Annotated in this window: 19 protein-coding genes; 7 read left to right on the top strand and 12 right to left on the bottom strand. The window is 64.7% G+C overall.

Translation table 11 applies throughout. The features are described from left to right. Nucleotides 1–107 precede the first annotated feature (107 nt). The 4 genes from IVA79_RS36025 to IVA79_RS36040 are packed head-to-tail and all read left to right on the top strand — an operon-like array spanning nt 108 to nt 5,079. On the top strand, nt 108–2,690 hold the full coding sequence (locus tag IVA79_RS36025; protein WP_247562015.1) for an ATP-binding protein: 2,583 nt from the start codon (nt 108–110) through the stop codon (nt 2,688–2,690). After that, the gene (locus IVA79_RS36030) at nt 2,687–3,076 is read left to right on the top strand and encodes a response regulator (RefSeq protein ID WP_018315558.1); all 390 of its coding nucleotides are present in this window, start codon (nt 2,687–2,689) and stop codon (nt 3,074–3,076) included. The genes IVA79_RS36025 and IVA79_RS36030 overlap by 4 nt, the downstream gene beginning before the upstream one ends. Then, nucleotides 3,073–4,323, top strand: a complete 1,251-nt coding sequence (locus tag IVA79_RS36035) for an adenylate/guanylate cyclase domain-containing protein (RefSeq protein ID WP_247562017.1) — start codon at nt 3,073–3,075, stop codon at nt 4,321–4,323. The genes IVA79_RS36030 and IVA79_RS36035 overlap by 4 nt, the downstream gene beginning before the upstream one ends. Nucleotides 4,324–4,332: 9 nt before the next feature. Continuing rightward, the gene (locus IVA79_RS36040; protein ID WP_247562019.1) at nt 4,333–5,079 is read left to right on the top strand and encodes a hypothetical protein; all 747 of its coding nucleotides are present in this window, start codon (nt 4,333–4,335) and stop codon (nt 5,077–5,079) included. A gap of 74 nt (nt 5,080–5,153) precedes the next feature. Here the strand turns inward: IVA79_RS36040 and IVA79_RS36045 are convergent, their stop codons facing one another. The 12 genes from IVA79_RS36045 to IVA79_RS36100 form a co-directional block, all read right to left on the bottom strand. Then, nucleotides 5,154–6,038 (bottom strand): ABC transporter permease, encoded by an 885-nt coding sequence (locus tag IVA79_RS36045; RefSeq protein WP_247562021.1) that lies wholly within the window; start codon nt 6,036–6,038, stop codon nt 5,154–5,156. A gap of 4 nt (nt 6,039–6,042) precedes the next feature. Next, nucleotides 6,043–6,984 carry an ABC transporter permease gene (locus tag IVA79_RS36050; protein ID WP_247562026.1) on the bottom strand — a complete coding sequence of 314 codons (942 nt, stop codon included), beginning with the start codon at nt 6,982–6,984 and terminating at the stop codon, nt 6,043–6,045. Nucleotides 6,985–6,994: 10 nt separating this feature from the next. Continuing rightward, complete coding sequence (locus tag IVA79_RS36055) at nt 6,995–8,500, bottom strand: ABC transporter substrate-binding protein (protein WP_247562168.1); 1,506 nt, start codon at nt 8,498–8,500, stop codon at nt 6,995–6,997. Between the two features lie 2 nt (nt 8,501–8,502). After that, entirely contained in the window at nt 8,503–9,630 is a 1,128-nt protein-coding gene (locus IVA79_RS36060; RefSeq protein WP_247562027.1) for a dipeptide ABC transporter ATP-binding protein, read from the bottom strand. Then, nucleotides 9,630–10,619: an ABC transporter ATP-binding protein gene (locus IVA79_RS36065; RefSeq protein WP_247562028.1), complete on the bottom strand. Its 990-nt coding sequence runs from the start codon at nt 10,617–10,619 to the stop codon at nt 9,630–9,632. Before IVA79_RS36065 ends, IVA79_RS36060 begins: the two co-directional genes overlap by 1 nt. Beyond that, on the bottom strand, nt 10,616–11,326 hold the full coding sequence (locus IVA79_RS36070; RefSeq protein ID WP_247562029.1) for a DUF1028 domain-containing protein: 711 nt from the start codon (nt 11,324–11,326) through the stop codon (nt 10,616–10,618). The genes IVA79_RS36065 and IVA79_RS36070 overlap by 4 nt, the downstream gene beginning before the upstream one ends. Nucleotides 11,327–11,335: 9 nt before the next feature. Next, nucleotides 11,336–13,141, bottom strand: coding sequence for a gamma-glutamyltransferase family protein (locus IVA79_RS36075; protein ID WP_247562030.1), 1,806 nt, complete (start codon nt 13,139–13,141; stop codon nt 11,336–11,338). Nucleotides 13,142–13,222: 81 nt separating this feature from the next. Beyond that, nucleotides 13,223–14,212, bottom strand: a complete 990-nt coding sequence (locus IVA79_RS36080) for an oligopeptide/dipeptide ABC transporter ATP-binding protein (RefSeq protein ID WP_247562031.1) — start codon at nt 14,210–14,212, stop codon at nt 13,223–13,225. Then, entirely contained in the window at nt 14,209–15,195 is a 987-nt protein-coding gene (locus IVA79_RS36085) for an ABC transporter ATP-binding protein (RefSeq protein ID WP_247562032.1), read from the bottom strand. Before IVA79_RS36085 ends, IVA79_RS36080 begins: the two co-directional genes overlap by 4 nt. 28 nt (nt 15,196–15,223) lie before the next feature. After that, entirely contained in the window at nt 15,224–16,195 is a 972-nt protein-coding gene (locus tag IVA79_RS36090) for an ABC transporter permease (RefSeq protein WP_247562033.1), read from the bottom strand. 11 nt (nt 16,196–16,206) lie between these two features. After that, nucleotides 16,207–17,187 carry an ABC transporter permease gene (locus IVA79_RS36095; protein ID WP_247562034.1) on the bottom strand — a complete coding sequence of 327 codons (981 nt, stop codon included), beginning with the start codon at nt 17,185–17,187 and terminating at the stop codon, nt 16,207–16,209. 104 nt (nt 17,188–17,291) lie between these two features. Next, nucleotides 17,292–18,887: an ABC transporter substrate-binding protein gene (locus IVA79_RS36100; protein WP_247562035.1), complete on the bottom strand. Its 1,596-nt coding sequence runs from the start codon at nt 18,885–18,887 to the stop codon at nt 17,292–17,294. 304 nt (nt 18,888–19,191) lie between these two features. Here IVA79_RS36100 and IVA79_RS36105 point away from each other — a divergent pair, with 304 nt between their 5' ends. From IVA79_RS36105 to IVA79_RS36115, 3 genes are read left to right on the top strand one after another with little or no spacing between them, the layout of a single operon-like run. After that, nucleotides 19,192–19,449 carry a DUF6489 family protein gene (locus IVA79_RS36105; RefSeq protein WP_247562036.1) on the top strand — a complete coding sequence of 86 codons (258 nt, stop codon included), beginning with the start codon at nt 19,192–19,194 and terminating at the stop codon, nt 19,447–19,449. Next, nucleotides 19,449–20,249 (top strand): alpha/beta hydrolase, encoded by an 801-nt coding sequence (locus IVA79_RS36110; protein WP_247562037.1) that lies wholly within the window; start codon nt 19,449–19,451, stop codon nt 20,247–20,249. The genes IVA79_RS36105 and IVA79_RS36110 overlap by 1 nt, the downstream gene beginning before the upstream one ends. A gap of 46 nt (nt 20,250–20,295) precedes the next feature. Continuing rightward, complete coding sequence (locus IVA79_RS36115; RefSeq protein WP_247562039.1) at nt 20,296–21,846, top strand: wax ester/triacylglycerol synthase family O-acyltransferase; 1,551 nt, start codon at nt 20,296–20,298, stop codon at nt 21,844–21,846. The last annotated feature ends 5 nt before the right edge of the window (nt 21,847–21,851 follow it).

Consider the following 21,851-nt stretch of genomic DNA (forward strand, 5'->3'; position numbering starts at 1 on the left):
CCTTTTTCGTTCTGCCACCCCATCGGCAATTCGGCGCCACGGCCGTGGGCGGGGCCTTCCCGCGCTTGCGAGAGACAAGGCCCCGTCTTCTTGCTAGGTTCCGCGGGATGAGCCTTTCCCTCCATCCCGACACCCCGCAAGCCAGGACGCTGCCGAGTGCGGTGCCGGATGGCGCTGCCTCTGGCGCCGCGGCGGGACGGGGGATCAGGACCCGGCTGTTCACCAAATATGTTGCGCTGTTCGTGGCCGTCGTCGCCATCGCGCTGCTGGCCAACGGCCTGTTCGAGGTCTTCTTCTATTATCGCGAGCACAAGGCTTCGCTGATCCGGGTCCAGCATGAGCAGGCCGAGGCGGCTGCGGCCAAGATCGGTCAATTCGTCAAGGAGATCGAGAGCCAGCTCGGTTGGACCACGCAATTGCCGTGGTCGGCAGGCTCGATCGAGCAGCGCCGGTTCGACGCGCTGCGGCTGTTGCGCCAAGTACCGGGGATCACCGAGCTCGCCCAGGTCGATTCGACCGGCAAGGAACGGTTGCGCGTCTCGCGGCTGGCGATGGACGCAATCGAGAGCGGGATCGACCTGTCCAGTGATCCGAAGTTCACCGAGGCCGTTGCGCACAAGGTCTATTACGGGCCGGTCTATTTCCGCCGGGAGTCCGAGCCCTACATGACGCTGGCACTGGCCGGCGCACGCAAGGACGCAGGGGTCAGCATCGCCGAGGTCAATCTCAAGCTGATCTGGGACGTCGTTTCCCAGATCAAGGTCGGCGAGCATGGCCACGCCTACGTGGTCGGGCCGGAGGGGCGCCTGATCGCGCATCCCGACATCAGTCTGGTCCTGCGCAACACCGACATGTCGGGCCTCGCCCAAGTGCGCGCCGCGCAGGCTGGCGGCGGCACGATGGCCGATGCGCTCGAGGAAGCGCACAACATCCAGGGCCAAAAGGTCTTGACGGCATCGGCTCCAATCGAGCCGCTGCACTGGACCATGTTCGTCGAGTTGCCGGTCGAGGAGGCCTATGCATCGCTCTACGCCTCGCTGCAGCGGCTCGCGATCGTGCTGCTCGCGGCGTCGATCTTCGCGGTTCTTGCGGGGATATTCCTTGCGCGCCGCATGGTCGGGCCGATTCAAGCGCTGCGCAGTGGCGCCGAGAGGATGGGCGGCGGCGATTTCTCGCAGCGTATTTCGATCCGGACCGGCGATGAGCTCGAAGGGCTTGCCGACCAGTTCAACGACATGGGCACGCGCTTGCAGGAATCCTATGCCGACCTGGAAAACAAGGTCGAGCGTCGAACCGCGGAATTGAGCGAGTCCTTGCAGCAGCAAACTGCGACGGCCGATGTGCTGAAAGTCATCAGCCGTTCGGCGTTCGACCTGCAAACCGTGCTGAACACGCTTGTTGGCTCGGCAGCCCGCTTGTGCGACGCGGATGAGGGGACGATTTTCCGGCCCAGGGACGGTGTTTTCTATTTGGCGGCAAGCTGTGGGCTCGACGCGGAGCAGGAAAACAAGCTTCGGACATTCGCGTCTGTACCTGAACGGGGAAGCGTGGTCGGCCGTACGCTGCTCGATGCCAAGACGGTTCATGTCCCGGATGTGCAGGCCGACCCGGAATTTGCGCCCTCGTCCGCTCGAAGGCGCTCCAACGTACGCACTATGCTGGGCGTGCCCCTGCTGCGAGAGGGAGCGCCGATCGGGGTGTTCGTCCTGACGCGACACGAGGTGCGGCCGTTCAGTGCAAAGCAAATCGAACTCGCCGCCACCTTTGCAGACCAGGCCCTTATCGCGATCGAGAATGTCCGGTTGTTCGAGGAGGTCCAGGAACGCACCAGGGAGCTGTCGCAGTCGCTTGACGATCTGCGCGCCGCCCAGGACCGTCTTGTCCAGACTGAAAAACTCGCTTCCCTCGGCCAGCTCACCGCCGGCATCGCCCACGAGATCAAGAACCCGCTCAACTTCGTCAATAATTTCTCCGCGGTCTCGACCGAGCTGATCGACGAGCTCAATGAGGTGCTCGAGGCGGCAAGCCTCGACGGTAAGACCAAGGAAGAGGTCGACGAGCTCACCCACATGCTCAAGGGCAACCTCGAGAAGGTGGTGCAGCACGGCAAGCGTGCCGATTCCATCGTCAGGAATATGCTGCTGCATTCGCGCGAGGGCTCAGGCGAGCATCGCGCCGTCGACATCAATGCGGTCGTGGAGGAGAGCCTCAACCTCGCCTATCACGGCGCGCGCGCCGAACGGCCGTCCTTCAACGTCACGCTCCGGCGTGAGTTGGATCCCGCAGCCGGCACGGTCGACATCTATCCGCAGGAGATCACGCGCGTTCTCCTCAACCTGATTTCCAACGGCTTTTACGCCGCGGCCAAGCGCAAGGAGAGCGGCGGAGACGTCTTCGAGCCAGCCTTGAGCGCGACCACGAAAAACCTCGGCGACAGGGTCGAAATCCGGATCCGCGACAACGGCACCGGCATTCCACCCGAGGTGATGCAGAAGATGTTCAACCCCTTCTTCACCACCAAGCCTGCCGGCGAGGGCACCGGCCTAGGCCTGTCGATGAGCCATGATATCGTCGTGAAACAGCACGGCGGCACCATCGACGTGAACACCGAGCCCGGTGTATTTACCGAATTCATCATCACCCTGCCGCGCACGATGGCGGCAGGCGGCACTTCCGGAGGCAAGTCTTGAACGTTTACATCCTGGTCGTCGACGACGAGCCTGACGTCGAGGCGCTGTTTCGGCAGCAGTTCCGGCGCGAGCTGCGCGCCGGCCGCTTCCAGATGGAGTTCGCCTCCTCTGCGCCCGATGCACTCAAGCGCGCCGCCGAGGTTCGCGACCCCTCGTTGATCCTGATCCTGTCCGACATCAACATGCCCGGCATGAGCGGGCTCGACATGCTGCCAAAGGTGCGTGCCGCGCATCCCGACGTTCCCGTCATCATGATCACGGCCTATGGCGACGCCGAGACGCGGCGCAAGGCGATCGAGCGCGGCGCCGTTGGGCTCCTCACCAAGCCGATTGACTTTGCGCTGCTGCGGCAGGAGATCGATACGAGGCTCGAGCAAGCCGCATGACTGCGACCATTCTCTTCGTCGACGATGAGCCGGATCTCGAGGCATTGATCCTGCAAAAATTCCGCAGGCAGATTCGCGACGGACAGATCGTCATCATGTTCGCCCGCGACGGCCTCGATGCACTGGCCTCGCTCGAGCAGAATCCGCATGTCGACATGGTGGTCTCCGATATCAACATGCCCAGGATGGACGGCCTGTCGCTGCTCGCGAAGCTCCAGGAAGCCGAGGACAAGAAGTCGACCATCATTGTCTCCGCCTATGGCGACATGAGCAACATCCGAACCGCCATGAATCGCGGCGCGTTCGACTTCCTGACCAAGCCGATCGACTTCGCCGATCTGGAAGCCACGATCGAGAAGACCATCCGCCATGTGGAGATGCTGCGCGATGTGCGGCGGCGCCAGATGGAAGCCGAGCGCGCCCATGCGGCGCTATCGCGTCATTTCTCGCCCGAGCTTGCCAAGCGTCTGGCGGCCAGCGGCGACGGCGAGGGGATCGAAGTGCAGTGGCGCGATGTCGCCACCATCTTCACCGATATTACCGGCTTCACTTCGCTGGTGGAAAGCGCGCCGCCCGAGACATTGGGCAAGCTGCTCAATGAGTATGTCGGCGGCATGACCGAGATCGTCTTTGAACATGAGGGCACAGTCGCAAAGATCATTGGCGATGCAATCCAGGTGCTCTTCAATGCGCCCGGCGATCAGCCGGATTATGCCACGCGTGCGGTCGCCTGCGCGCATGAGCTCGATGCCTGGTCACAGGACTTTCGCGCGCGCCAGAGCGCCATGGGCGTCACCTTCGGCACCACCCGCATCGGCATTCACGCCGGCCCGGCGCTGGTCGGCAATTTCGGCGGCAACCGCTTCTTCGACTACACCGCGTATGGGGATTCCATCAACATCGCGGCGCGGCTGGAGGCCGCCAATAAGCATCTGGGCACCCGCATTTGCGTCAGCGGCAGCGTCGCCGAGACGGCTGAGAATTTTCAAGGCCGCCCCGTGGGCGAGCTGATGCTGCGCGGGCGCAGCGAGCCGTTGCGCGCGTTCGAGCCGCTGCCGCCGGCCAAATTCGAAGCCCCGGAAACGGCGCTGTATTCGGAGGCTTTCGCCAAGTTGGAGGCCGGTGATGCCGCGGCCATGCCGGCTTTTGCCGCGCTGGTCGGCATGCACGCCGACGATTCCCTGGCCGGCTTTCACCTGAAGCGCCTGCTCAACGGCGCCAAGGGCGTTCGCATGCAACTGGAATAGGGGTGCGTCATGCTTCGTGAGTTCTCTGCCGGCAATTACCGCTTCATTCCGTCCGTGTTTCAGTATTCAGCGGGTGCCGCTGCGGATGACGGCTACGAGATCGAGCGCGTCCGCTTCGACCGCCTGGTGCCGCTTGCGGAAGGGTTTGCACTGGCTGCAAAATTCATTCAGGAGGCAGGACGTCCGCTGACGGCGTTCTGTGCCTGCGAGCTGCGTTCACCCGCGGCCTTCAGCGAAGAGGGCTTTCGCGCGTTCAACCTGCACTATGTGAAGACGCTGTCCGAATGGGGTATCTTCGACGGCACCACCAATCCGGTGGCGCGCAGCAATGTCTGTCCCGAGATCGATCCGCCGTCCGAGCCGTCGTTCTACGCGTTCTCCTTCACGCGCCCGAGCCGCTCGACGGCGCCGAGCTTCGTGATCGCGGGTGGCGCCGAGGCGCGCGAGGGGAGCGGCACCTATGTCGAGCGCACCGTGCGCTACCGCGATCTCAGCCCGGAGGGGCTGCGGGAGAAGGTGCGCTTCACGACCACGTCGCAGATGGAGAACCGGATGACGGCCTTCGGCTTCGGCTGGAAGGATACGACCGGCGTGCAGGCCTATTCCGTGCACGACTTCCATCACGCGCTGGTCGACGAACTGGTGCGCCGCGGCGCGCTGCGCTCCGGCCTGACCTGGCATTTTGCCCGGCCGCCGGTAGTCGATCTCGAATACGAGATGGATTGTCGCCGCGTGATGCGGGAGGTGATGATTTGAACCGTCGACGGTCGAACTTCACCCCTCCCATAGGGAGAGGTGAACAAGCCTTACCGTCGGCTATTGTTGTTGGCTCACCGCTGCCGCGGATCCAGCGCGTCGCGCAGGCCGTCGCCGAGCAGGTTCAGCGACAGCACGACCAGGAAGATAGCAAGCCCCGGCCAGATCGCCATCCACGGCGCCTGCGTCAGGAAGCGTTGCGCGGCGTTGAGCATGCTGCCCCAGGACGGCGCCGGCGGTTGCTGGCCGAGGCCAAGGAACGACAGCGCAGCCTCGGCGATGATGGCGGCGGCAATCGAGAGCGTCGCCTGCACCAGCAGCGCGGGCAGGATGTTCGGAAGGATATGCGAAAGCGCGATCCGCCACGGTGGATTGCCGAGTGCGCGCGCGGCCTCGACATAGTCCTCGGCCTTGACGACGAGCACCTGACCGCGGGTCAGGCGGATGAAGATCGGGGTCGCCGAGATGCCGATCGCGATCATGGCATTGCCGAGGCTCGGACCGAGGAATGCCGCCAGCGCGATTGCCAGGATCAGGAAAGGGCAGGCCAGCATCGCATCCGTGATCCGGCTGATCAGCGCGTCGAGGAAGCCGCCGCGATAACCGGCGAGGAGACCGAGCGGCACGCCGATGCCGAGCGCGATCGCAACCGAGATGAGACCTGCGAGCAGCGAGGCGCGCGCGCCGTAGACGACGCGGCTGAGAATGTCGCGGCCGAGCTCGTCGGTGCCGAACCAGTGCGCCGCGGTCGGCGGCTTGCGCACCAGGCCCCAGCTCGTCGCAATGGGATCGTAGGGCACGATGAGCGGGGCCAGCACTGCAAGCGCGATGAACATCGTGAGCACGATGAGCCCGAACACCGCCGCCTTGCGCTTGAACAGCCGCCGACGTGCGCGGCGGGCCGGACTGTCCAGCTCGTCGGCTTGCGTGAGAGGGCCCGGCAGCGCGGCGTCGGTCATGGATCTAGCCTCGCAGCCGCGGATTGACGAGGATGTAGGCGATGTCGGCAACGAGATTCAGCATGATGTAGACCGTGGCCGTCACCAGCACCACGCCCTGCACCACGGCATAGTCGCGGTTGAAGACCGCATCCACGATCAGCTTGCCGAAGCCGGGGATGGAGAAGATCTGCTCGGTCAGGACGGCGCCGGACAACAACGTGCCGAGCTCGAGTGCGCCGAGGGTGATGACCGGCGTCAGCGCATTGCGCATGGCATGCTTGAGGATCACCGAGCGCTCCAACAGTCCCTTGGCACGCGCAGTGCGGACGTAGTCGCTTTCCAGCACTTGAAGCATGGCACTGCGCGTATGCCGCATCAGGACTGCGGCGATTGCGTTGCCGAGCACGAAGGCGGGCATGATGGTGGCCGCTAGACTGGCGCGCCAGTTCTCGGTGAGCGGCACGTAGCCGGACGCCGGCAGCCAGCCGAGCTCGATCGAGAACAGGAAGATCAGCATGATCCCGAGCCAGAAATTCGGCGTCGAAATGCCCCATAGCGCAAACAGGTTCGCGCCGTAGTCCCAGGCCGAGCCTTTCTTCACGGCCGCGATAATGCCGGCGGGAATGCCGATCAAGAACGCGATCACGATCGCCATCGAGCCGAGCTGCAGCGTCACCGGCAGCTTCTGTGCGATCAGCTCGCGCACCGGCATCTTGTTGCGCAGCGACTCGCCGAAATCGCCGGAGAGTACGCCCTTGATCCAGTAGGCGTACTGCACCGGGACGGGCTGATCGAGCCGGTACTGGCGGCGGATCTGCTCGATTACCGCGGGATCGCGCTCTTCGCCCGCCATCACCAGCGCGGGATCGCCCGGCAGCAGTTGCTGCAGCGAGAAGATCAGCACCGACACGAAGAACAGCGTCGGCAAGATCTGCACGAGGCGGCGGGCGAGGAAGTTCAGCATTCTCTCATCGTCACTTTAGCTTGAGGCCGACCACGCGGACGAGGCCATCGGGCATCTGCTTGTAGCCTTCCAGCTTGGTCGTGTGCGCGATGATGATGCGGCGATGGTAGAGGTAGAGGAGCGGCTCCTCCTCCTGAACCAGCTTGGCCAGGGTCTCATAGCTCGCCTTGCGCTTGGCGGGGTCGGTTACCAGCCGGGCATCCTCCAGCGCCTTGTCGGCCTGCGGGTTGTTCCACCCGCCGTAATTCTGCGGCGCGCCATTGTGCAGGAACACGAAGGTGTTGCCGTCGGGATCGACGCGGCCGCTCCAGGCCAGCATGTAGGCCTGGTAATCGCCGGCTTCAGCTTGCTTGAGCCCGGTTGCGAATTCGGTGACGCGGATCTTCATGTCGAAGCCGGCTTCGGCCGCCATCGACTGAATCACCTGCGCCGGCGTCTCGGTCTCCGCGCCCTTTGGCACCAGGAAGTCGACGCTGACCGGCGGCGTCACGCCGGCTTCCTTCAGCAGCGCCTTGGCCTTCTCGACGTTGCGGGGACGGACCGGAAGCGATTTCTGATAATAGGGGTGATCAGGATTGACCCATTGATTGCCGACCTGAAACTCGCCGTTGAACACGACCTGGTTGATCGCTTCGCGATCGATGGCAAGGTCGAGCGCCTGGCGCACTTTGGCGGACTGGCTGAGCGGTCCCTTGGCCTTGTCCTTGCCGATGTTGAGCGTGACGCCCTGATAGCCGAGCTCAATGGCGGTCGCGACCTTCAGCCGTGAGTCGGCGCGCACTTCCTTCAAATCAGTGGCGAGCACGCGCTCGATCAGGTCGAGGCCGCCGGATTTCAGGTTAGCGAGCCGCACGGTGGCATCGACGATCGGCTGGAATACGATCTTGTCGATGAAGACGTTGTCCTTGTTCCAATAGTCGGAAAACTTCTCGAACACGATGCGGTCCTGCTGCACGCGCTCGACGAACTTGTAGGGTCCGGCGCAGACCGGGCGCAGACCGAACTTGTCTCCGGCCTCTTTCGCCGCCTTCGGCGACACCATCATCCCGGCGCGGTCGGTGAGCTGGGCGAGCAACGGTGAGAATGGCGACTTCAGCACCAGCTTGACGGTGAGAGGATCGACGACCTCGATGTGATCGACCGAGGCGAGCTCGGGCTTGCGGAACGAGCCGGGGAACGTCAGATGCCGCTCCAGCGAGAACTTTGCAGCCTCCGCATCGAACGGCTCGCCGTCGTGGAATTTGACGCCAGGGCGAAGCTTGATGACGAGGCCCTTGCCGTCATCGGCGGTCTCGCTCGACAGCGCGAGCTGCGGCACGATGTTGAGCTTCTCGTCGATGTCGAACAGCTTGTCGCAGAAGGCGGAGAACACGATGCGGCCGACATAGGTGCGCGCCATCGTGGGATCGAGGATATCGGGGTCCTCGGCAAGGCCGATGCGCAAGCTGGTCTGGGCCTGCACGGCTCCGATCGACAATAGGACAGCGGCGGCGGCCGTTGCGGCCAGGCGAAACATTTTCATCGGACAGTCCCCATTGCTTCGGTCGTTGCGGACGCGGTGCCTTGTATACCAACCCCGGCTGGGCTTGCGCCTTCCGTCTTTTGGCTGAAGGCCGCGACCAATTTTGCAAGCGCCGGCGAAAACCCGCCTGCCGCCGGCAGAATGGCGTCGGCAGGCGGCAGCTCCGCCGTGCGGTGACAGGCGGTGGCGTGGCCGGTGCTGTCGGCCAATAGCGGAGGTGCCTCGCTGCGGCAGCGCTCGATCACGAAGGGGCAGCGGGTGTGGAAGCGGCAGCCCGCGGGTGGATTGAGCGCGCTCGGGATCTCACCTTCCAGCAGGACGGTCGTTCGCTTCGCCTTCGGCTGAGGCAGCGGGATCGCGGACAGCAGCGCGCGGCTATAGGGGTGGCGGGGCGATGCGAACAGTGCGTCGGCCTCCGCCGTCTCGACGATCTGGCCGAGATTCATCACCGCCACGTGGTCCGCGATGTGCTTGACCACGGCAAGGTCATGCGAGACGAAGATGTAGGCGAGGCCGAGCCGGTCCTGCAGCTCGCGCAGGAGGTTGAGGATCTGCGCGCGGATCGAGACGTCGAGCGCCGAAACCGGCTCGTCGCAGATGATCAGCTTTGGCTCGACCGCGAGTGCGCGGGCGATGGCGATACGCTGGCGCTGGCCGCCGGAGAATTCGTGCGGATAGCGCCGCGCCAGCCTCGGCTCCAGACCGACCAGCCGCAGCAGTTCCGCGACCCGCGCGCGCCGCTGTGCCGGCGCCACCAGATCGTGCAGCGCCAGCGGTTCGGTCAGGATCTGACCGACCGTCATGCGCGGATTGAGCGAGGCGTAGGGATCCTGGAAGATGATCTGCGCCTCGCGGCGGAATTTTCGCAAGCTATCGGCATCCAGCGCGAGCAGATCGCGACCATTGAAGCGCACTGTGCCCGCATCCGGCTCGATCAGCCGCAGCACCAGGCGGCTGACGGTGGACTTGCCGCATCCGGATTCGCCGACCAGCGCCAGCGTCTTGCCGGCCTCGAGCGAAAAGGACACGCCATCAACGGCTTTCACGTGCGCCAGCGCCCGGCCGAACAGCGAACGCTGGGCGACGAAATGCTTGACCAGGCCAGTGACCTCGAGCAGCGCCATCACGACACCAGACGTTCGAGCGGCGCGCGGATGCAGCGCGAGAGGTGGCCGGGACTGACCTCGATCAATGGCGGCGGCGCCTTGGTGCAGGCGTCCAGCACGAATGGGCAGCGCGCGGCGAAGCGGCAACCGGCGGGAAGCTGCGCCATGTTCGGCACCATGCCTTCGATCGTGGCAAGCTGTTCGGCGCGATGGTCGAGCCGCGGGATCGAGCCGAGCAGGCCGACGGTGTAGGGATGCTGCGGCGCCGAGAACAAGTCGTCGACCGGCGCACGCTCGACGATCTCGCCGGCATACATCACCGCGACCTCGTCGCAGACTTCCGCGACGACGCCGAGATCGTGGGTGATCAGGATGATGGCGGCGCCGCTTGCCGCCTTCAGCTCCCGCATCAGTTCCAGGATTTGCGCCTGTAGGGTGACGTCGAGGGCCGTCGTCGGCTCGTCCGCGATCAAGAGGCGCGGGTCGCAGGCGAGCGCCATCGCGATCATCACGCGCTGGCGCATGCCGCCCGAGAGCTTGTGCGGATATTCGTCGATGCGACGTTCGGGCGAGGGGATGTGGACACGGCGCAGCAGCTCGACCGCCCGCTCGCGCGCGCTTTTGCGCGAGCCGCCACGGTGGCGCAATATGGTCTCGATGATCTGGTCGCCGATGGTGAAGCTCGGGTTGAGTGAGGTCATCGGCTCCTGGAAGATCATCGCGAGCCGGTTGCCGCGCAGATCGCGCAGGGTCTGGTCCGGCGTCTGCAAGAGGTCGATGCCGTCGAAGCGGATCGCGCCCGATATCTCCACGCTTTGTTTCGGCAAGAGACCCATGATCGCCAGCGACGTCACGCTCTTGCCGCAGCCGGATTCGCCGACAAGGCCGAGGGTCGCGCCGTTGGCGACGCTGAGATCGACGCTGTCGACCGCATGGGTGATGCGGCCGTCGTCACCGTGGAAGCGGATGCGCAGATCCCTGATCTCGATGAGGGGGCTCGCGCTCATGATCGTCTTGCGCGCGCTGCTGCGATGCTGGCGTCGATGACGCTGCGATCGGTGTTGCCGGCCGGGTTCTGCCGCGTCGGCATGGAGGCGCGGAAGTGCACCCACAGCTCGTGGCTGACCCGCTCGAGCCGTTCGAGCTCGCCGAGCGGGTCGGGATGGTCGTCGGCGCGAATGTCCAGCGCCGGCCATTCCTCCTCGCCGTGGATCAAGAGCGCGGCGGACTGCTTGCCGCGCTTGTCGCCGCCGGCGGCTTCCCCGGCGCGCATCGCGGCGAGCAGGCGGCGCGGGAAGGGCAGGCTGTCGTTGGCGATATAGGTCTTTGCCGTCTCGGCGAGCACGTCGGCGCCCGCAAGCATGTTGCCGGCGATCGAATAGCCGTTGCCTGCGATGTGGCCGCACCAGTCGACGCAGTCGCGGCCGGTATGCGCGGCGATCGCACCGCTCGCATCCATGATGTGGACCTGCCGGCTCTCGCGGCCGTCGTCCGCCGCGAGCAGGGTGGCGAGCACGTCGTGCGCGTTGAGGCCCTCTCGGAGGAGCTTCACCCCGTCGATGCCGTAATAGGGATTGACGAAGGCCTGTGTCGCGATGGCGCCGAGGCCGGCGGCGATATAGGGCACGCGCGCGCCGACCGCGAAGAAGCGGGTCGCGACCGCGATGCCGAACTGGCCAGTGGCAGGATCGCGCGCGATGATCGACCAGGTCATGTGTTGCCTTCAGCGCCCCGCCGCGTACCCTTGCATGCCGCGCGGATTGGCAGCGGCGCGCCGGCGGACGCCGACGCGAGAGGCAGCGGTGAGGCGGCCTTCCGACCAGTCGGGGCCGACCTCCACGATGTGCCCGCGCTCGCGCAGATTCTCGATCGTCGCCTTGGGCACGCGGTTCTCGACCACGAGCACGCCGGGACGCGCCGTGCGCGGCCAAAACGAGATCGGGAAATGCTCGGAGTGCCAGGCGGGCGCGTCGATGGCTTCCTGGAGATTGAGATTGCAATGAACGTGGCGCAGGAAGAACTGCGTGATCCACTGATCCTGCTGGTCGCCGCCGGGCGATCCCCAGGCGAGATACGGCTCGCCGTCGCGTAGCGCCATGGTCGGCGACAGCGTCGTGCGTGGGCGCTTGCCCGGCGCGAGCGAACTCGGTTGGTTCTCCTCCAAATCGAACATTTGTGCGCGGCTGCCGAGGCAGAAACCCAGCTCGGGAATGACAGGCGAGGATTGCAGCCAGCCTCCCGACGGCGTCGAGGACACCATGTTGCCGGCTTTGTCGATGATGTCGAAATGCACGGTGTCGCCGCGCACCTCGCCGAAGCGCCCCACGGTCGGCTCGCCGGCACCGAGCGCGCCAACGGCCTCGCGCTGTCCTTCCGCGCGGCGCAGCTTGACCACGCCGCCGAAGCCCTCGACCAAGCCGGGCCGGAGATCGAGCGAAGCTTTCTCCGTAATCAACTTGCGACGTTCGTCATTGTAAGCGTCCGACAGCAGCGTCGCGATCGGGATCTCGCTGAATTTTGGATCGCCGTAGAATTTCTCGCGGTCGGCGAAGGCGAGCTTTGCACATTCGATCTGGAGATGGATGAACTCCGGTCCGGTGGGATCGAGCCCGTCGAGCGCAAAGCCCTTCAGCAGCGCGAGCTGTTGCAGCGTCACGGGGCCCTGGCTCCAGACGCCAGCCTTGCAGACGGTGTAGCGGCCATAATCGTAAGTGAGCGGCGCCTCGACGGTCGGCTGCCAGCGCGCAATGTCGTCGGCCGAGAGCACGCCGCGATGCGGCGAGCCGCTGACGTCCATCACCTCCTGCGTCCGGCAGAATCTGTCGATGGCTTCCGCAACGAAACCTTGCGACCAGGCCTTCCGCGCGCGCTCGATCTCGGCGTCGCGGCCGCCGGCGCCGCTTTCAGCCTCGCTGAGAATGCGGGCGTAGGTCGCGGCCAGCGTCTTGTTGGTGAACAGCGTCCCGGGCTTTGGCACCTCGCCATTCGGAAGATAGACCGCGGCCGAGGTCGGCCAGTGCTTGCGGAACAATTGCTCGACGGTCTGGATCGTGGCGCAGGCGCGCTCGACCAGCGGATAGCCGTCACGTGCGTAGGAAATCGCCGGCTCCAGCACGTCGCGCACGCGCATCGTGCCGTAATCGCGCAAGAGCATCATCCAGGATTCGAACGTGCCGGGGACGCACGCGGCCAGTAAGCCGGTGCCTGGCACCATGTCGAGGCCCTCGCTTCTGTAATGCGCGATGGTGGCCCGTGCCGGTGCCGGGCCCTGACCGCAGATCACCTCGGTCCGGCCGCGCTTCACGTCGTGCACGATGACGGGCACGTCGCCGCCGGGTCCGTTCAGATGCGGCTCGACCACCTGGAGCGTAAAGGCGGTGGCAACGCCGGCGTCGAAGGCGTTGCCGCCCTTCTCCAGGATGGCCATTCCGACGGCAGTCGCGATCCAGTGCGTGGTGGCGACGACTCCGAACGTGCCCTCGATCTCGGGGCGTGTCGTGAACGGATCGGGATTGACGTTGCTGGCCATGGGCTACCTCATTTGCGGCGCGCGCAATTGATCACAGAGGCAAGCCGCCGCCAAATGCGCAGACTGCATGGCACGCGCGCGTCACGCCGGGACCGGCGCGGTGTTCACCGCATGGCAGGCCACGCCGTTGATCAGCTCCGGCGTTTCCCTGCGGCAGAGATCGAATGCCAGCGGGCAGCGCGGATTGAAGGCGCAGCCGGAGGGCGGATTGATCGGGTTCGGGATCTCGCCTTTTACCGGAATGCGCTGGCGGCCGCTCATGGCGAGATCAGGCACGGCGCCCAGCAACATCTTGGTGTAGGGCATGCGCGGATTGGCGAACAGCTCGCGCCCCTCCGCAATCTCGACGATGCGGCCGAGATACATCACGCCGACGCGGCTCGCCATGTGGCGGACCACGGCGAGGTTGTGGCTGATGAACATGTAGGTCAGGCCGAACTTGTCCTGGAGGTCGCGCATCAGATTGAGAATCTGCGCCTGCACGGAGACGTCGAGCGCCGAGGTCGGCTCGTCGCAGACGATGAACTCGGCGTCGGAGGCGAGCGCCCGCGCGATCGCGATGCGCTGGCGTTGGCCGCCCGAGAATTCGTGCGGAAACTTGAGCCGGTCGTCCGGATGCAGGCCGACGAGGCTGAGCAGCTCGCCGACGCGGGCCTGGATGTCGCGCTCGCCCTGGATCAAATCGAAGGCGCGGATCGGCTCGGAGATGATGGCATCCACGCGGAAGCGCGGGTTCAGGCTCGCATAGGGGTCCTGGAAGATCATCTGGATGCGGCGGCGCAGCTTTCGGCGTGCCGGCGCCTGCCGCGGATCCGTCATCGAGACGCCATCGATCAGGACATCGCCGGCACTCGGCGGCAACAGGCCGACGACCATCCGTGCCACCGTGGTCTTGCCCGAGCCGGACTCGCCGACCAGCGCAAACGTCTCGCCCTTCCTGATATCGAATGCGACGTGATCGACAGCCTTGAGATATTCGAGGTGACCGCCTTCGAGCACGCGGTTGAGCCAGGGTTTCGAGACGTCGAAGACGCGACGCAGATCCCTGGCCTGGACGAAGGGGGCGCTCATGCCGCGCTCTCCGTCGGCACATCGTCGTAGAGATGGCAGGCGACCGATTGCGCGCCGCGTGGCAGCGGCTCCGGCCGATCAACACGACAGCGGTCGAACGCGAAGGCGCAGCGCGGATTGAACGAGCAGCCGCGCGGGATCGCGGAGAGGCGCGGCATGGAGCCGGGAATCTGCATGAGACGCTTGTCGTCGCCGGCCAGCGTCGGGATCGCGCCCATCAGGCCCTTGGCGTAAGGGTGCAGCGGATTTCTGACGACATCCTGGACCGGACCGATCTCGGCGACACGGCCGGCATACATCACCGCGACGCGGTCGGAGGTCTCCGCGATCACGCCCATGTCGTGAGTCACCAGCATCACGGCGGTGCCGTGGTCGCGGCCGAGCCGCTTGATCAACGAGATGATCTGCGCCTGCACGGAAACGTCGAGCGCGGTGGTCGGCTCGTCGGCGATGATCAGCTCCGGCTCGGCGCAGATCGCGAGCGCAATCACGACACGCTGGCGCATGCCGCCGGAGAATTCGTGCGGATAGCCGTCGATGCGCCTTTCCGGCGCGGGAATACCGACCTCTGCGAGCAGGTCGATGGCGCGGCGGCGGGCGGCCGTCTCGGACAGATTCAGATGGGTCCTGATTGTCTCGATGATCTGGTCGCCGACCCGGTAGAGCGGATTGAGCGAGGTGAGGGGATCCTGGAAGATCATGCCGATCCGTTTTCCACGGATGCGGCGCATCTCCTCCGGCGGCAGATTGTCGATGCGCAGGCCGGCGAGGCGGATCTCGCCGCCGGCGATGCGGCCGGGCGGGTCGATCAGGCCGATCACCGAGAGGCCGGTGACGGATTTGCCGGCGCCGGATTCTCCGACCACGCCCAGCACCTCGCCTTTGGCAATGTCGAAGGAGACGCCGTCGATGGCGCGCAGCGTGCCGCGGCGGGAGGCGAACTCGACGCGAAGATCACGCACGGAGAGAACGGGCTCGGTCATGGGCGAGGCGCTCTTATCAAAGGTTTGCTCATCGAAGTTTCGGGTTGAGCGCGTCGCGCAGCCAGTCGCCGAGCAGGTTGATCGACAGGATCAGTCCGGCCAGCGCCAGGCCGGGAAAGGCGACGATCCACCATTCGCCGGCGAACAGGTAATTGTTGCCGATGCGGATCAGCGTGCCGAGCGAGGGCATGGTGTCGGGCAGGCCGACGCCGAGAAAGGACAGCGTCGCCTCGGTGATGATGGCCAGCGCGAGGTTGATGGTGGCGATGACCAGGATCGGACCCATCGTGTTGGGCAGAACGTGCCGCAACATGATCTTCGGTGCGGGCAGGCCGATCAGCTGCGCAGCGGCCACGTAGTCCTTGTTCTTCTCGACCATCACCGAGCCGCGCACCGTCCGGGCATACCCCACCCAGAAACTCAGGCCGATCGAGATCACCAGCACCACCAGCATGCTGTTGGCATCCAGCCGGTTGCCGAAGATCGATTTCGCGATGCCGTTGACCAGCAGCGCGATCAGAATGGCGGGAAAGGTGAGCTGCACATCGGCGATCCGCATGATCACGCCATCGACCGCGCCGCCGAAATAGCCGGCGATCAGGCCGAGCGCGATGCCGAGCGCGCCGGCGAAGATCACGCCGGCAACGCCGACGGCGAGCGAGATGCGCATGCCGTAGAGGATGGCAGAGAATACGTCGCGGCCCTGCTCGTCGGTGCCAAGCAGGAAAGGGCTCTGGCCGTCGGCGGTCCAGAGCGGCGAGATGCGCGAGTTCATCAACTGGAGCTGCGCCGGATCGAACGGGTTTTGCACTGCGAGCGCGGACGCAAAGATCGCGAGCAGGAAGAACACCACGGTGATGGCCGCCGCCACCATGGTCAGCTTGGAACGGCGGAACGAGTAAAAGATGTCACTGTCGAGGGCGCGGCTGAACCAGCTGCGGCCAGCATGCGTTTGCGGTGCGCTCTGCTTGTCGGAATTGGAGGCGACTGCGTCGGACATGCAGGGCTGCCTTATGTGGCGCGGCCGACGGTCGCGCGCAGGCGCGGATCGACCACGGTGTAGAGGATGTCGACCACCAGATTGATGGTGACGAAGATCAGCGAAACCATCAGCAGATAGGCGGCCATGATCGGGATGTCGACATTTTGCACGGCCTGCACGAACAGAAGTCCCATGCCCGGCCATTGGAACACGGTTTCGGTGATGATCGAAAATGCAATAACCGAGCCAAACTGAAGGCCGGCCACCGTGATCACGGGAATGAGTGTGTTCTTCAGCGCGTGGCCGAAATGGATGGCGCGGGTGGTCAGGCCCCTGGCGCGGGCGAAGCGGATATAGTCGGTCCGCAGCACTTCCAGCATCTCCGCGCGCACCAGCCGCATGATCAGGGTCATCTGGAACAGGCCGAGCGTGATCGAGGGCATGATCAATGCCTTCAGTCCCGACAGGGTGAGCAGGCCCGTGCTCCACCAGCCGAGCTTGACCACCTCGCCGCGGCCGAACGAGGGCAACCAGCCCAATGTCACCGCGAACAGATAGATCAGCAGAATGCCGATCAGGAACGTCGGCAACGAGATGCCTACAAGCGAAACCGCCTGGAATAGCTTGGCGAGCACGGTGTCGCGCTTGAGCGCCGAATAGACGCCCATCAGGATGCCGAACACCATGGCAAACACGGTCGCGCAGACCGCAAGTTCCAGGGTGGCCGGCATACGCTCCATCAACAGTGTCGAGACCGGCTGGCGGAACTGGTAGGAGACGCCGAACTTGAACTGCGCAGCATCGGCGAAATAGCGCACGAACTGCACCGGCACGGGATCGTCGAGGCCGAGCGACTTGCGCACGACTTCGCGTTCGGCCGCCGACGTGTCGATTGAGACGATCTGGTTGACGGGGTCGCCGGCGAAACGGAACATCGAGAAGGCGATGATGCCGACGGCGAACATGACGCCGATGGCCTGAACGGCGCGGCGAAGAGTGAAAGCGAGCATGCCTTCCACTATCCTTGGGTGTGCGTGCGGCCGACGTCTTTGTCAGCCGGAAAAGGAAAGGTCCCGGATGCCTGACGCCTCCGGGACCTCGTGTTCAACTGACGCTATTCCTTCTTGGTCGCCCAGTGGAACATGACCAAATTGTCGGCGCGCTGCGGCAGGTTGACCTTTTTCGATACGCCCCAGGCCAGCGCCTGCTGGTGCAGCGGGATGTAGGACCAGTCCTTGTTGCCGATTTCGTAGGCCTGCTTGATCAGCTGGTTGCGCTTGGCGGTGTCGGTTTCCACCAGCACCTTGTCGGTGATGGCGTCGAACTCCTTGTTGCAGTAGCCGCCGAGATTGGCCTCGCCACGCGAGGACTTCGCATCGTCGCGGCAGCCCATGATGTCGTAGAGCACGTTGTGCGAGTCCATCGTGCTCGGCGTCCAGCCCAGGAGGTAGAACGAGGTCTGGTAGCCGCCCTGCTTGAGCACCTTGGCGAAGTATTGCGCCTTCGGCTGCGCCAAGAGATTGATCTTGACGCCGATGCGGGCAAGCATGCCGACGACGGCCTGGCAGATCGCGGCGTCGTTGACGTAACGGTCGTTCGGACAATCCATCGTGACCTCGAAGCCATCAGGATAGCCGGCCTCTGTCAGAAGCTTCTTGGCGCCGTCAGGATCGAATTTCGGCCGCGTGAACTCCTTCGACAGGATGAACAGCTCCGGCGCGATCATCAGCGCCGACGGCGTCGACAATCCGCGCATCACGCGCGTCTTGATCAGCTCGATGTCGATCGCCTTGTAGAAGGCCTCGCGGACGCGGACGTCCTTGAACGGATTCTTGCCCTTGATGTTGGAATAGAGCAGCTCATCGCGCATCTGATCGAAGCCGATGAAGATGGTGCGCAGCTCCGGTCCCTTCAGCACCTGGGCGTTCGGGCTGGAATCGACGCGGGAGATGTCCTGGATCGGCACCGGCTCGATGACGTCGACTTCGCCGGAAAGTAGCGCAGCGACGCGCGTGGCATCGGAAGCGATCGGGGTGAAGACGATCTCCTTCAAATTACCTTCGACCTTGCCCCAGTAATTGGGGTTGGCCTTGAACACCGTCTTCACGCCGGGCTGATGGCTTTCGATGATGAAGGGGCCGGTGCCGTTCTCGTGGAGCGAGGCGTAGCTCGGCGTGGTCGCCGCCACCGGCGTCGGATCGACGACGTTGTTCTCCTCGGCCCATTTCTTGTCCATGATGTACCAGACATCCCACGCATTATGCAGGATGGGATTGGGCGAGGGCAGGACGAAGTCGACGGTGTAGTCGTCGACCTTGACGACCTTGACGTCGGGCGCAAGGCGGGTCTGCATGTTGGACCCTTTCTTGCGGACGCGATCGGCAGAGAACACGACGTCGTCGGCGGTGAAGGGATCGCCGTTGTGGAATTTCACGCCCTTGCGCAAATGGAAGCGCCAGCGGGTCGGTTCCGGAGTTTCCCAGCTCTCCGCCAGCGCCGGAATGATCTTGAGGTCCTTGTCGCGCGCGGTGAGGCCTTGATAGACGTGACCGAGATGGGCGTGGGTGGTGCTTTCGTTGAGGGTATAGGGATCGAGCGACTTCAGATCGCCCTGGTTGGCATAACGCAGCGTCTGGCTGGTCGCAGGCGAGACCGTCAACGCAAACGTACCGGCGAGCGTCGCCGCAAACAGGCTTCGACATACTGACATTCTTGACCCTCTCCACACCGCCGTGCCGGTGGTTTTTGCTTGTTCGGCCGGCCGATTAATCCATGTTGCCCAGAGTTCTCGACTGGTGCAAGCGCCATTCCAGCAAGGAACGCGCCAAGTTGCGCCGCTGTGCAGCAATGCTGACCGTGCCGCCTGGCATGGAGGACCGCATCTTTCGACTTTGGTTGACCATATCGGCCAATTGCGGGACGGGGCATGTCGCGCCTGCATCAGGTCGCTTGCGTCGCACCACAACTCGCGGCGATACTCCGCCGAGCCGCTCGAATCTCAATCCGGAGGGGACATGAAAGTTAACATCGAAATCGACTGCACCCCCCTCGAGGCCCGCCAGTTCTTCGGCCTGCCCGACGTGTCCCCGATGCAGACCGCGGTGATGGACAAGCTGCAGCAGCAGGTGCTCAGCAACATCGACAAGGTCTCTCCGGAATCGCTGATCCAGAGCTGGTTCACCTTCGATCCGAAGATCGCGGAGCGGTTTCAGGACATGTTCGTCACCATGGCCGGTCTCGGCAGCCCGCGCAGCGGCGACAAGAAGAAATAGTGTCGCCCGGGCCGGACGGGGCGCTGGAGTCAGACCGGCTTCGTCCGCCGGGCCTCGGCCTGCTGCTTGCCGAGGCTCGCGGCCTGTTCGAATTCAACGCCAGCCTGCTGCTGTCGCCGCTTCTGATGCGCGCGCCCAGGGGCGACGGCCATCCGGTGCTGGCGCTGCCGGGCTTTCTCGCCAGCGACCTCTCGATGATGCCGATGCGGCGCTATCTCAGCGAGCTCGGCTATGAGGCACATGCCTGGCGAATGGGCCGCAACCTTGGTGGGCTGGGGCGGATGCGGGATTCGCTGCGCAGCCGTCTCGTCGAAATCCATGCCGCCACGGGGCGCAAGGTCAGCCTGGTCGGGTGGAGTCTCGGCGGCGTCTATGCCCGCGATCTCGCGCTGTGGGCACCCGACAAGGTTCGCTATGTCATCACGCTCGGCAGCCCTTTTGCCAACGACGTGCGGGCGACCAACGCCACGCGGCTCTACGAAGCGCTGTCCGGCGAGCGGGTCGAGGATTTTGCGGCAGCGCGCGAGGCGATCGCCGGCGATCTGCCGGTGCCGACAACCTCGGTCTATTCGCGCGCCGACGGTGTGGTGAACTGGCGAACCTGCTTGCTCCGTCCGTCCGACCGTGCCGAGAACATCGAGGTGCACCTGGCGAGCCATATCGGGCTCGGGGTGAACCCAGCGGCGCTGTGGGCCGTGGCCGACCGTCTGGCCCAGCCGGAGGGGGAATTCTCGCCATTTGACCGGGCAGGGCCGTTTGCCATTGCATATGCCCCGCCGGAACAGGCAGTATCGGCCTGACGAGAAGCGCTGACAAGGCGCCCGTCAAATCTTGCGGGAGGGAACTATGGCTGACGGTAAGAAGCTGTCGTCGCTGGACGCGTCGTTTCTCTATCTGGAAACGCCGGAAATGCCGATGCATGTCGGGAGCATGGCGATCTTTCGCCTGCCGGACGACTACAAGGGCGACTTCTTCGAAGACTTCAAGGCGATGATCGTCTCGCGCCTGCACATCGCGCCGATCCTGAAGGCGCGGCTGGAGAAGGCGCCGCTCGACATCGATCATCCGTCCTGGGTGGAGGACGATCAGTTCGACATCGACCGCCACATCTTCCGCGCCAGCCTGCCCCAGCCGCGCGACCGGGCCACGCTCGAGCGCATCGTCGGCTGGATGCACGCCAAGCTGCTGAACCGGGCCCGCCCGCTCTGGGAGTTCTACGTGTTCGAGGGCATGAAGGACAACGAAGTCGGGCTTTATTCCAAGATGCACCATGCCGCCATCGACGGCGGCGCCGGTGCGGCGCTGACCAACATGATCTACGATATCTCCCCGATCCCGCGGAAGGTCGATCCGCCGGCGGCTGGAGCCAAGCCCGGACAGGAGCCGCGCGACATCGCCGCGAACCTGCTCGATTCCTATCAGCAGCTCTTCACCCAGCCGCTCGATGCCTCGGCCGCCGCGAAGAACCTGCAACTGCCGCGCACCGGCAAGAGCGACATCGGCTCGATCCTGTTCGACAATGCGATGTACCAGATCGAGAGCGCGGTGCGCTTCGCCGGCAACATTCCGACCGTGCTCAAGAGCGTGTCCGACGTGCTCGGCAAGGTCGCCGATCCCAAATCGCGCGAGAGCCTTGCCAGCATGGTGTCGCCGCCGACCATGCTCAACAAGACGATCTCGTCCGAACGCAGCTTTGCCGGTGTATCGATCTCGCTGTCACGGGCCAAGGCGCTGGCCAAACAGGCCGGCGGCAAGCTCAACGACGTCGTGCTGGCGCTCGCCTCCGGCGTGGTTCGGCGCTATCTCCTGCAATATGGCACGCTGCCGGCCAAATCCCTGACCGCCGCCGTGCCGATCTCGCTGCGCGAGGAGGGCAACACCGAGGCCAACAACCAGGTGTTCGGCATGATCTGCGCGATTGCGACCAACATCGAGAACCCCAAGGCACGGCTGGAAGCCATCATCGCGCAGTCGACCAAGTCCAAAGAGATGTCTCATCCGCTGCGCGCATTGATGCCGCAGGTCTCCAACATCTCGATGCTGGGCGCGCCGATCATGGTGCAGATCCTGGCGCTGCTCTACAGCCGCTCGAACCTGTCGGATGTGCTGCCGCCGGCGGCCAACATCACCGTGTCCAACGTGCCGGGACCACGGCAGACGCTCTATGCGGCGGGCGCCGAGCTTCTGCACATCTTCCCGGTGTCGATCTCGACGCACGGGCAGGCGCTCAACATCACCGTGCAGAGCTATCGCGACCAGCTCGATTTCGGCTTCATCGTCGGTGCCAACATCATTCCCCATGTGCAGGTGATGTGCGACATGCTGCCGGAGGAGTTTGCCGCCCTGGAGGCGGCCTATGCGCCACCGGCGGCGGACATCAAGGGCGCTGCGGAATAGGAGCT

Source organism: Bradyrhizobium sp. 138 (assembly GCF_023074075.1).
Lineage (GTDB): Bacteria > Pseudomonadota > Alphaproteobacteria > Rhizobiales > Xanthobacteraceae > Bradyrhizobium.

Coding starts and splice junctions, on each gene's coding strand:
- IVA79_RS36025 (WP_247562015.1), top strand. CDS start 108: ATGAGCCTTTCCCTCCATCCCGACACCCCGCAAGCCAGGACGCTGCCG.
- IVA79_RS36035 (WP_247562017.1), top strand. CDS start 3,073: ATGACTGCGACCATTCTCTTCGTCGACGATGAGCCGGATCTCGAGGCA.
- IVA79_RS36040 (WP_247562019.1), top strand. CDS start 4,333: ATGCTTCGTGAGTTCTCTGCCGGCAATTACCGCTTCATTCCGTCCGTG.
- IVA79_RS36045 (WP_247562021.1), bottom strand. CDS start 6,038: ATGACCGACGCCGCGCTGCCGGGCCCTCTCACGCAAGCCGACGAGCTG.
- IVA79_RS36050 (WP_247562026.1), bottom strand. CDS start 6,984: ATGCTGAACTTCCTCGCCCGCCGCCTCGTGCAGATCTTGCCGACGCTG.
- IVA79_RS36055 (WP_247562168.1), bottom strand. CDS start 8,500: ATGTTTCGCCTGGCCGCAACGGCCGCCGCCGCTGTCCTATTGTCGATC.
- IVA79_RS36060 (WP_247562027.1), bottom strand. CDS start 9,630: ATGGCGCTGCTCGAGGTCACTGGCCTGGTCAAGCATTTCGTCGCCCAG.
- IVA79_RS36065 (WP_247562028.1), bottom strand. CDS start 10,619: ATGAGCGCGAGCCCCCTCATCGAGATCAGGGATCTGCGCATCCGCTTC.
- IVA79_RS36070 (WP_247562029.1), bottom strand. CDS start 11,326: ATGACCTGGTCGATCATCGCGCGCGATCCTGCCACTGGCCAGTTCGGC.
- IVA79_RS36075 (WP_247562030.1), bottom strand. CDS start 13,141: ATGGCCAGCAACGTCAATCCCGATCCGTTCACGACACGCCCCGAGATC.
- IVA79_RS36080 (WP_247562031.1), bottom strand. CDS start 14,212: ATGAGCGCCCCCTTCGTCCAGGCCAGGGATCTGCGTCGCGTCTTCGAC.
- IVA79_RS36085 (WP_247562032.1), bottom strand. CDS start 15,195: ATGACCGAGCCCGTTCTCTCCGTGCGTGATCTTCGCGTCGAGTTCGCC.
- IVA79_RS36090 (WP_247562033.1), bottom strand. CDS start 16,195: ATGTCCGACGCAGTCGCCTCCAATTCCGACAAGCAGAGCGCACCGCAA.
- IVA79_RS36095 (WP_247562034.1), bottom strand. CDS start 17,187: ATGCTCGCTTTCACTCTTCGCCGCGCCGTTCAGGCCATCGGCGTCATG.
- IVA79_RS36100 (WP_247562035.1), bottom strand. CDS start 18,887: ATGTCAGTATGTCGAAGCCTGTTTGCGGCGACGCTCGCCGGTACGTTT.
- IVA79_RS36105 (WP_247562036.1), top strand. CDS start 19,192: ATGAAAGTTAACATCGAAATCGACTGCACCCCCCTCGAGGCCCGCCAG.
- IVA79_RS36115 (WP_247562039.1), top strand. CDS start 20,296: ATGGCTGACGGTAAGAAGCTGTCGTCGCTGGACGCGTCGTTTCTCTAT.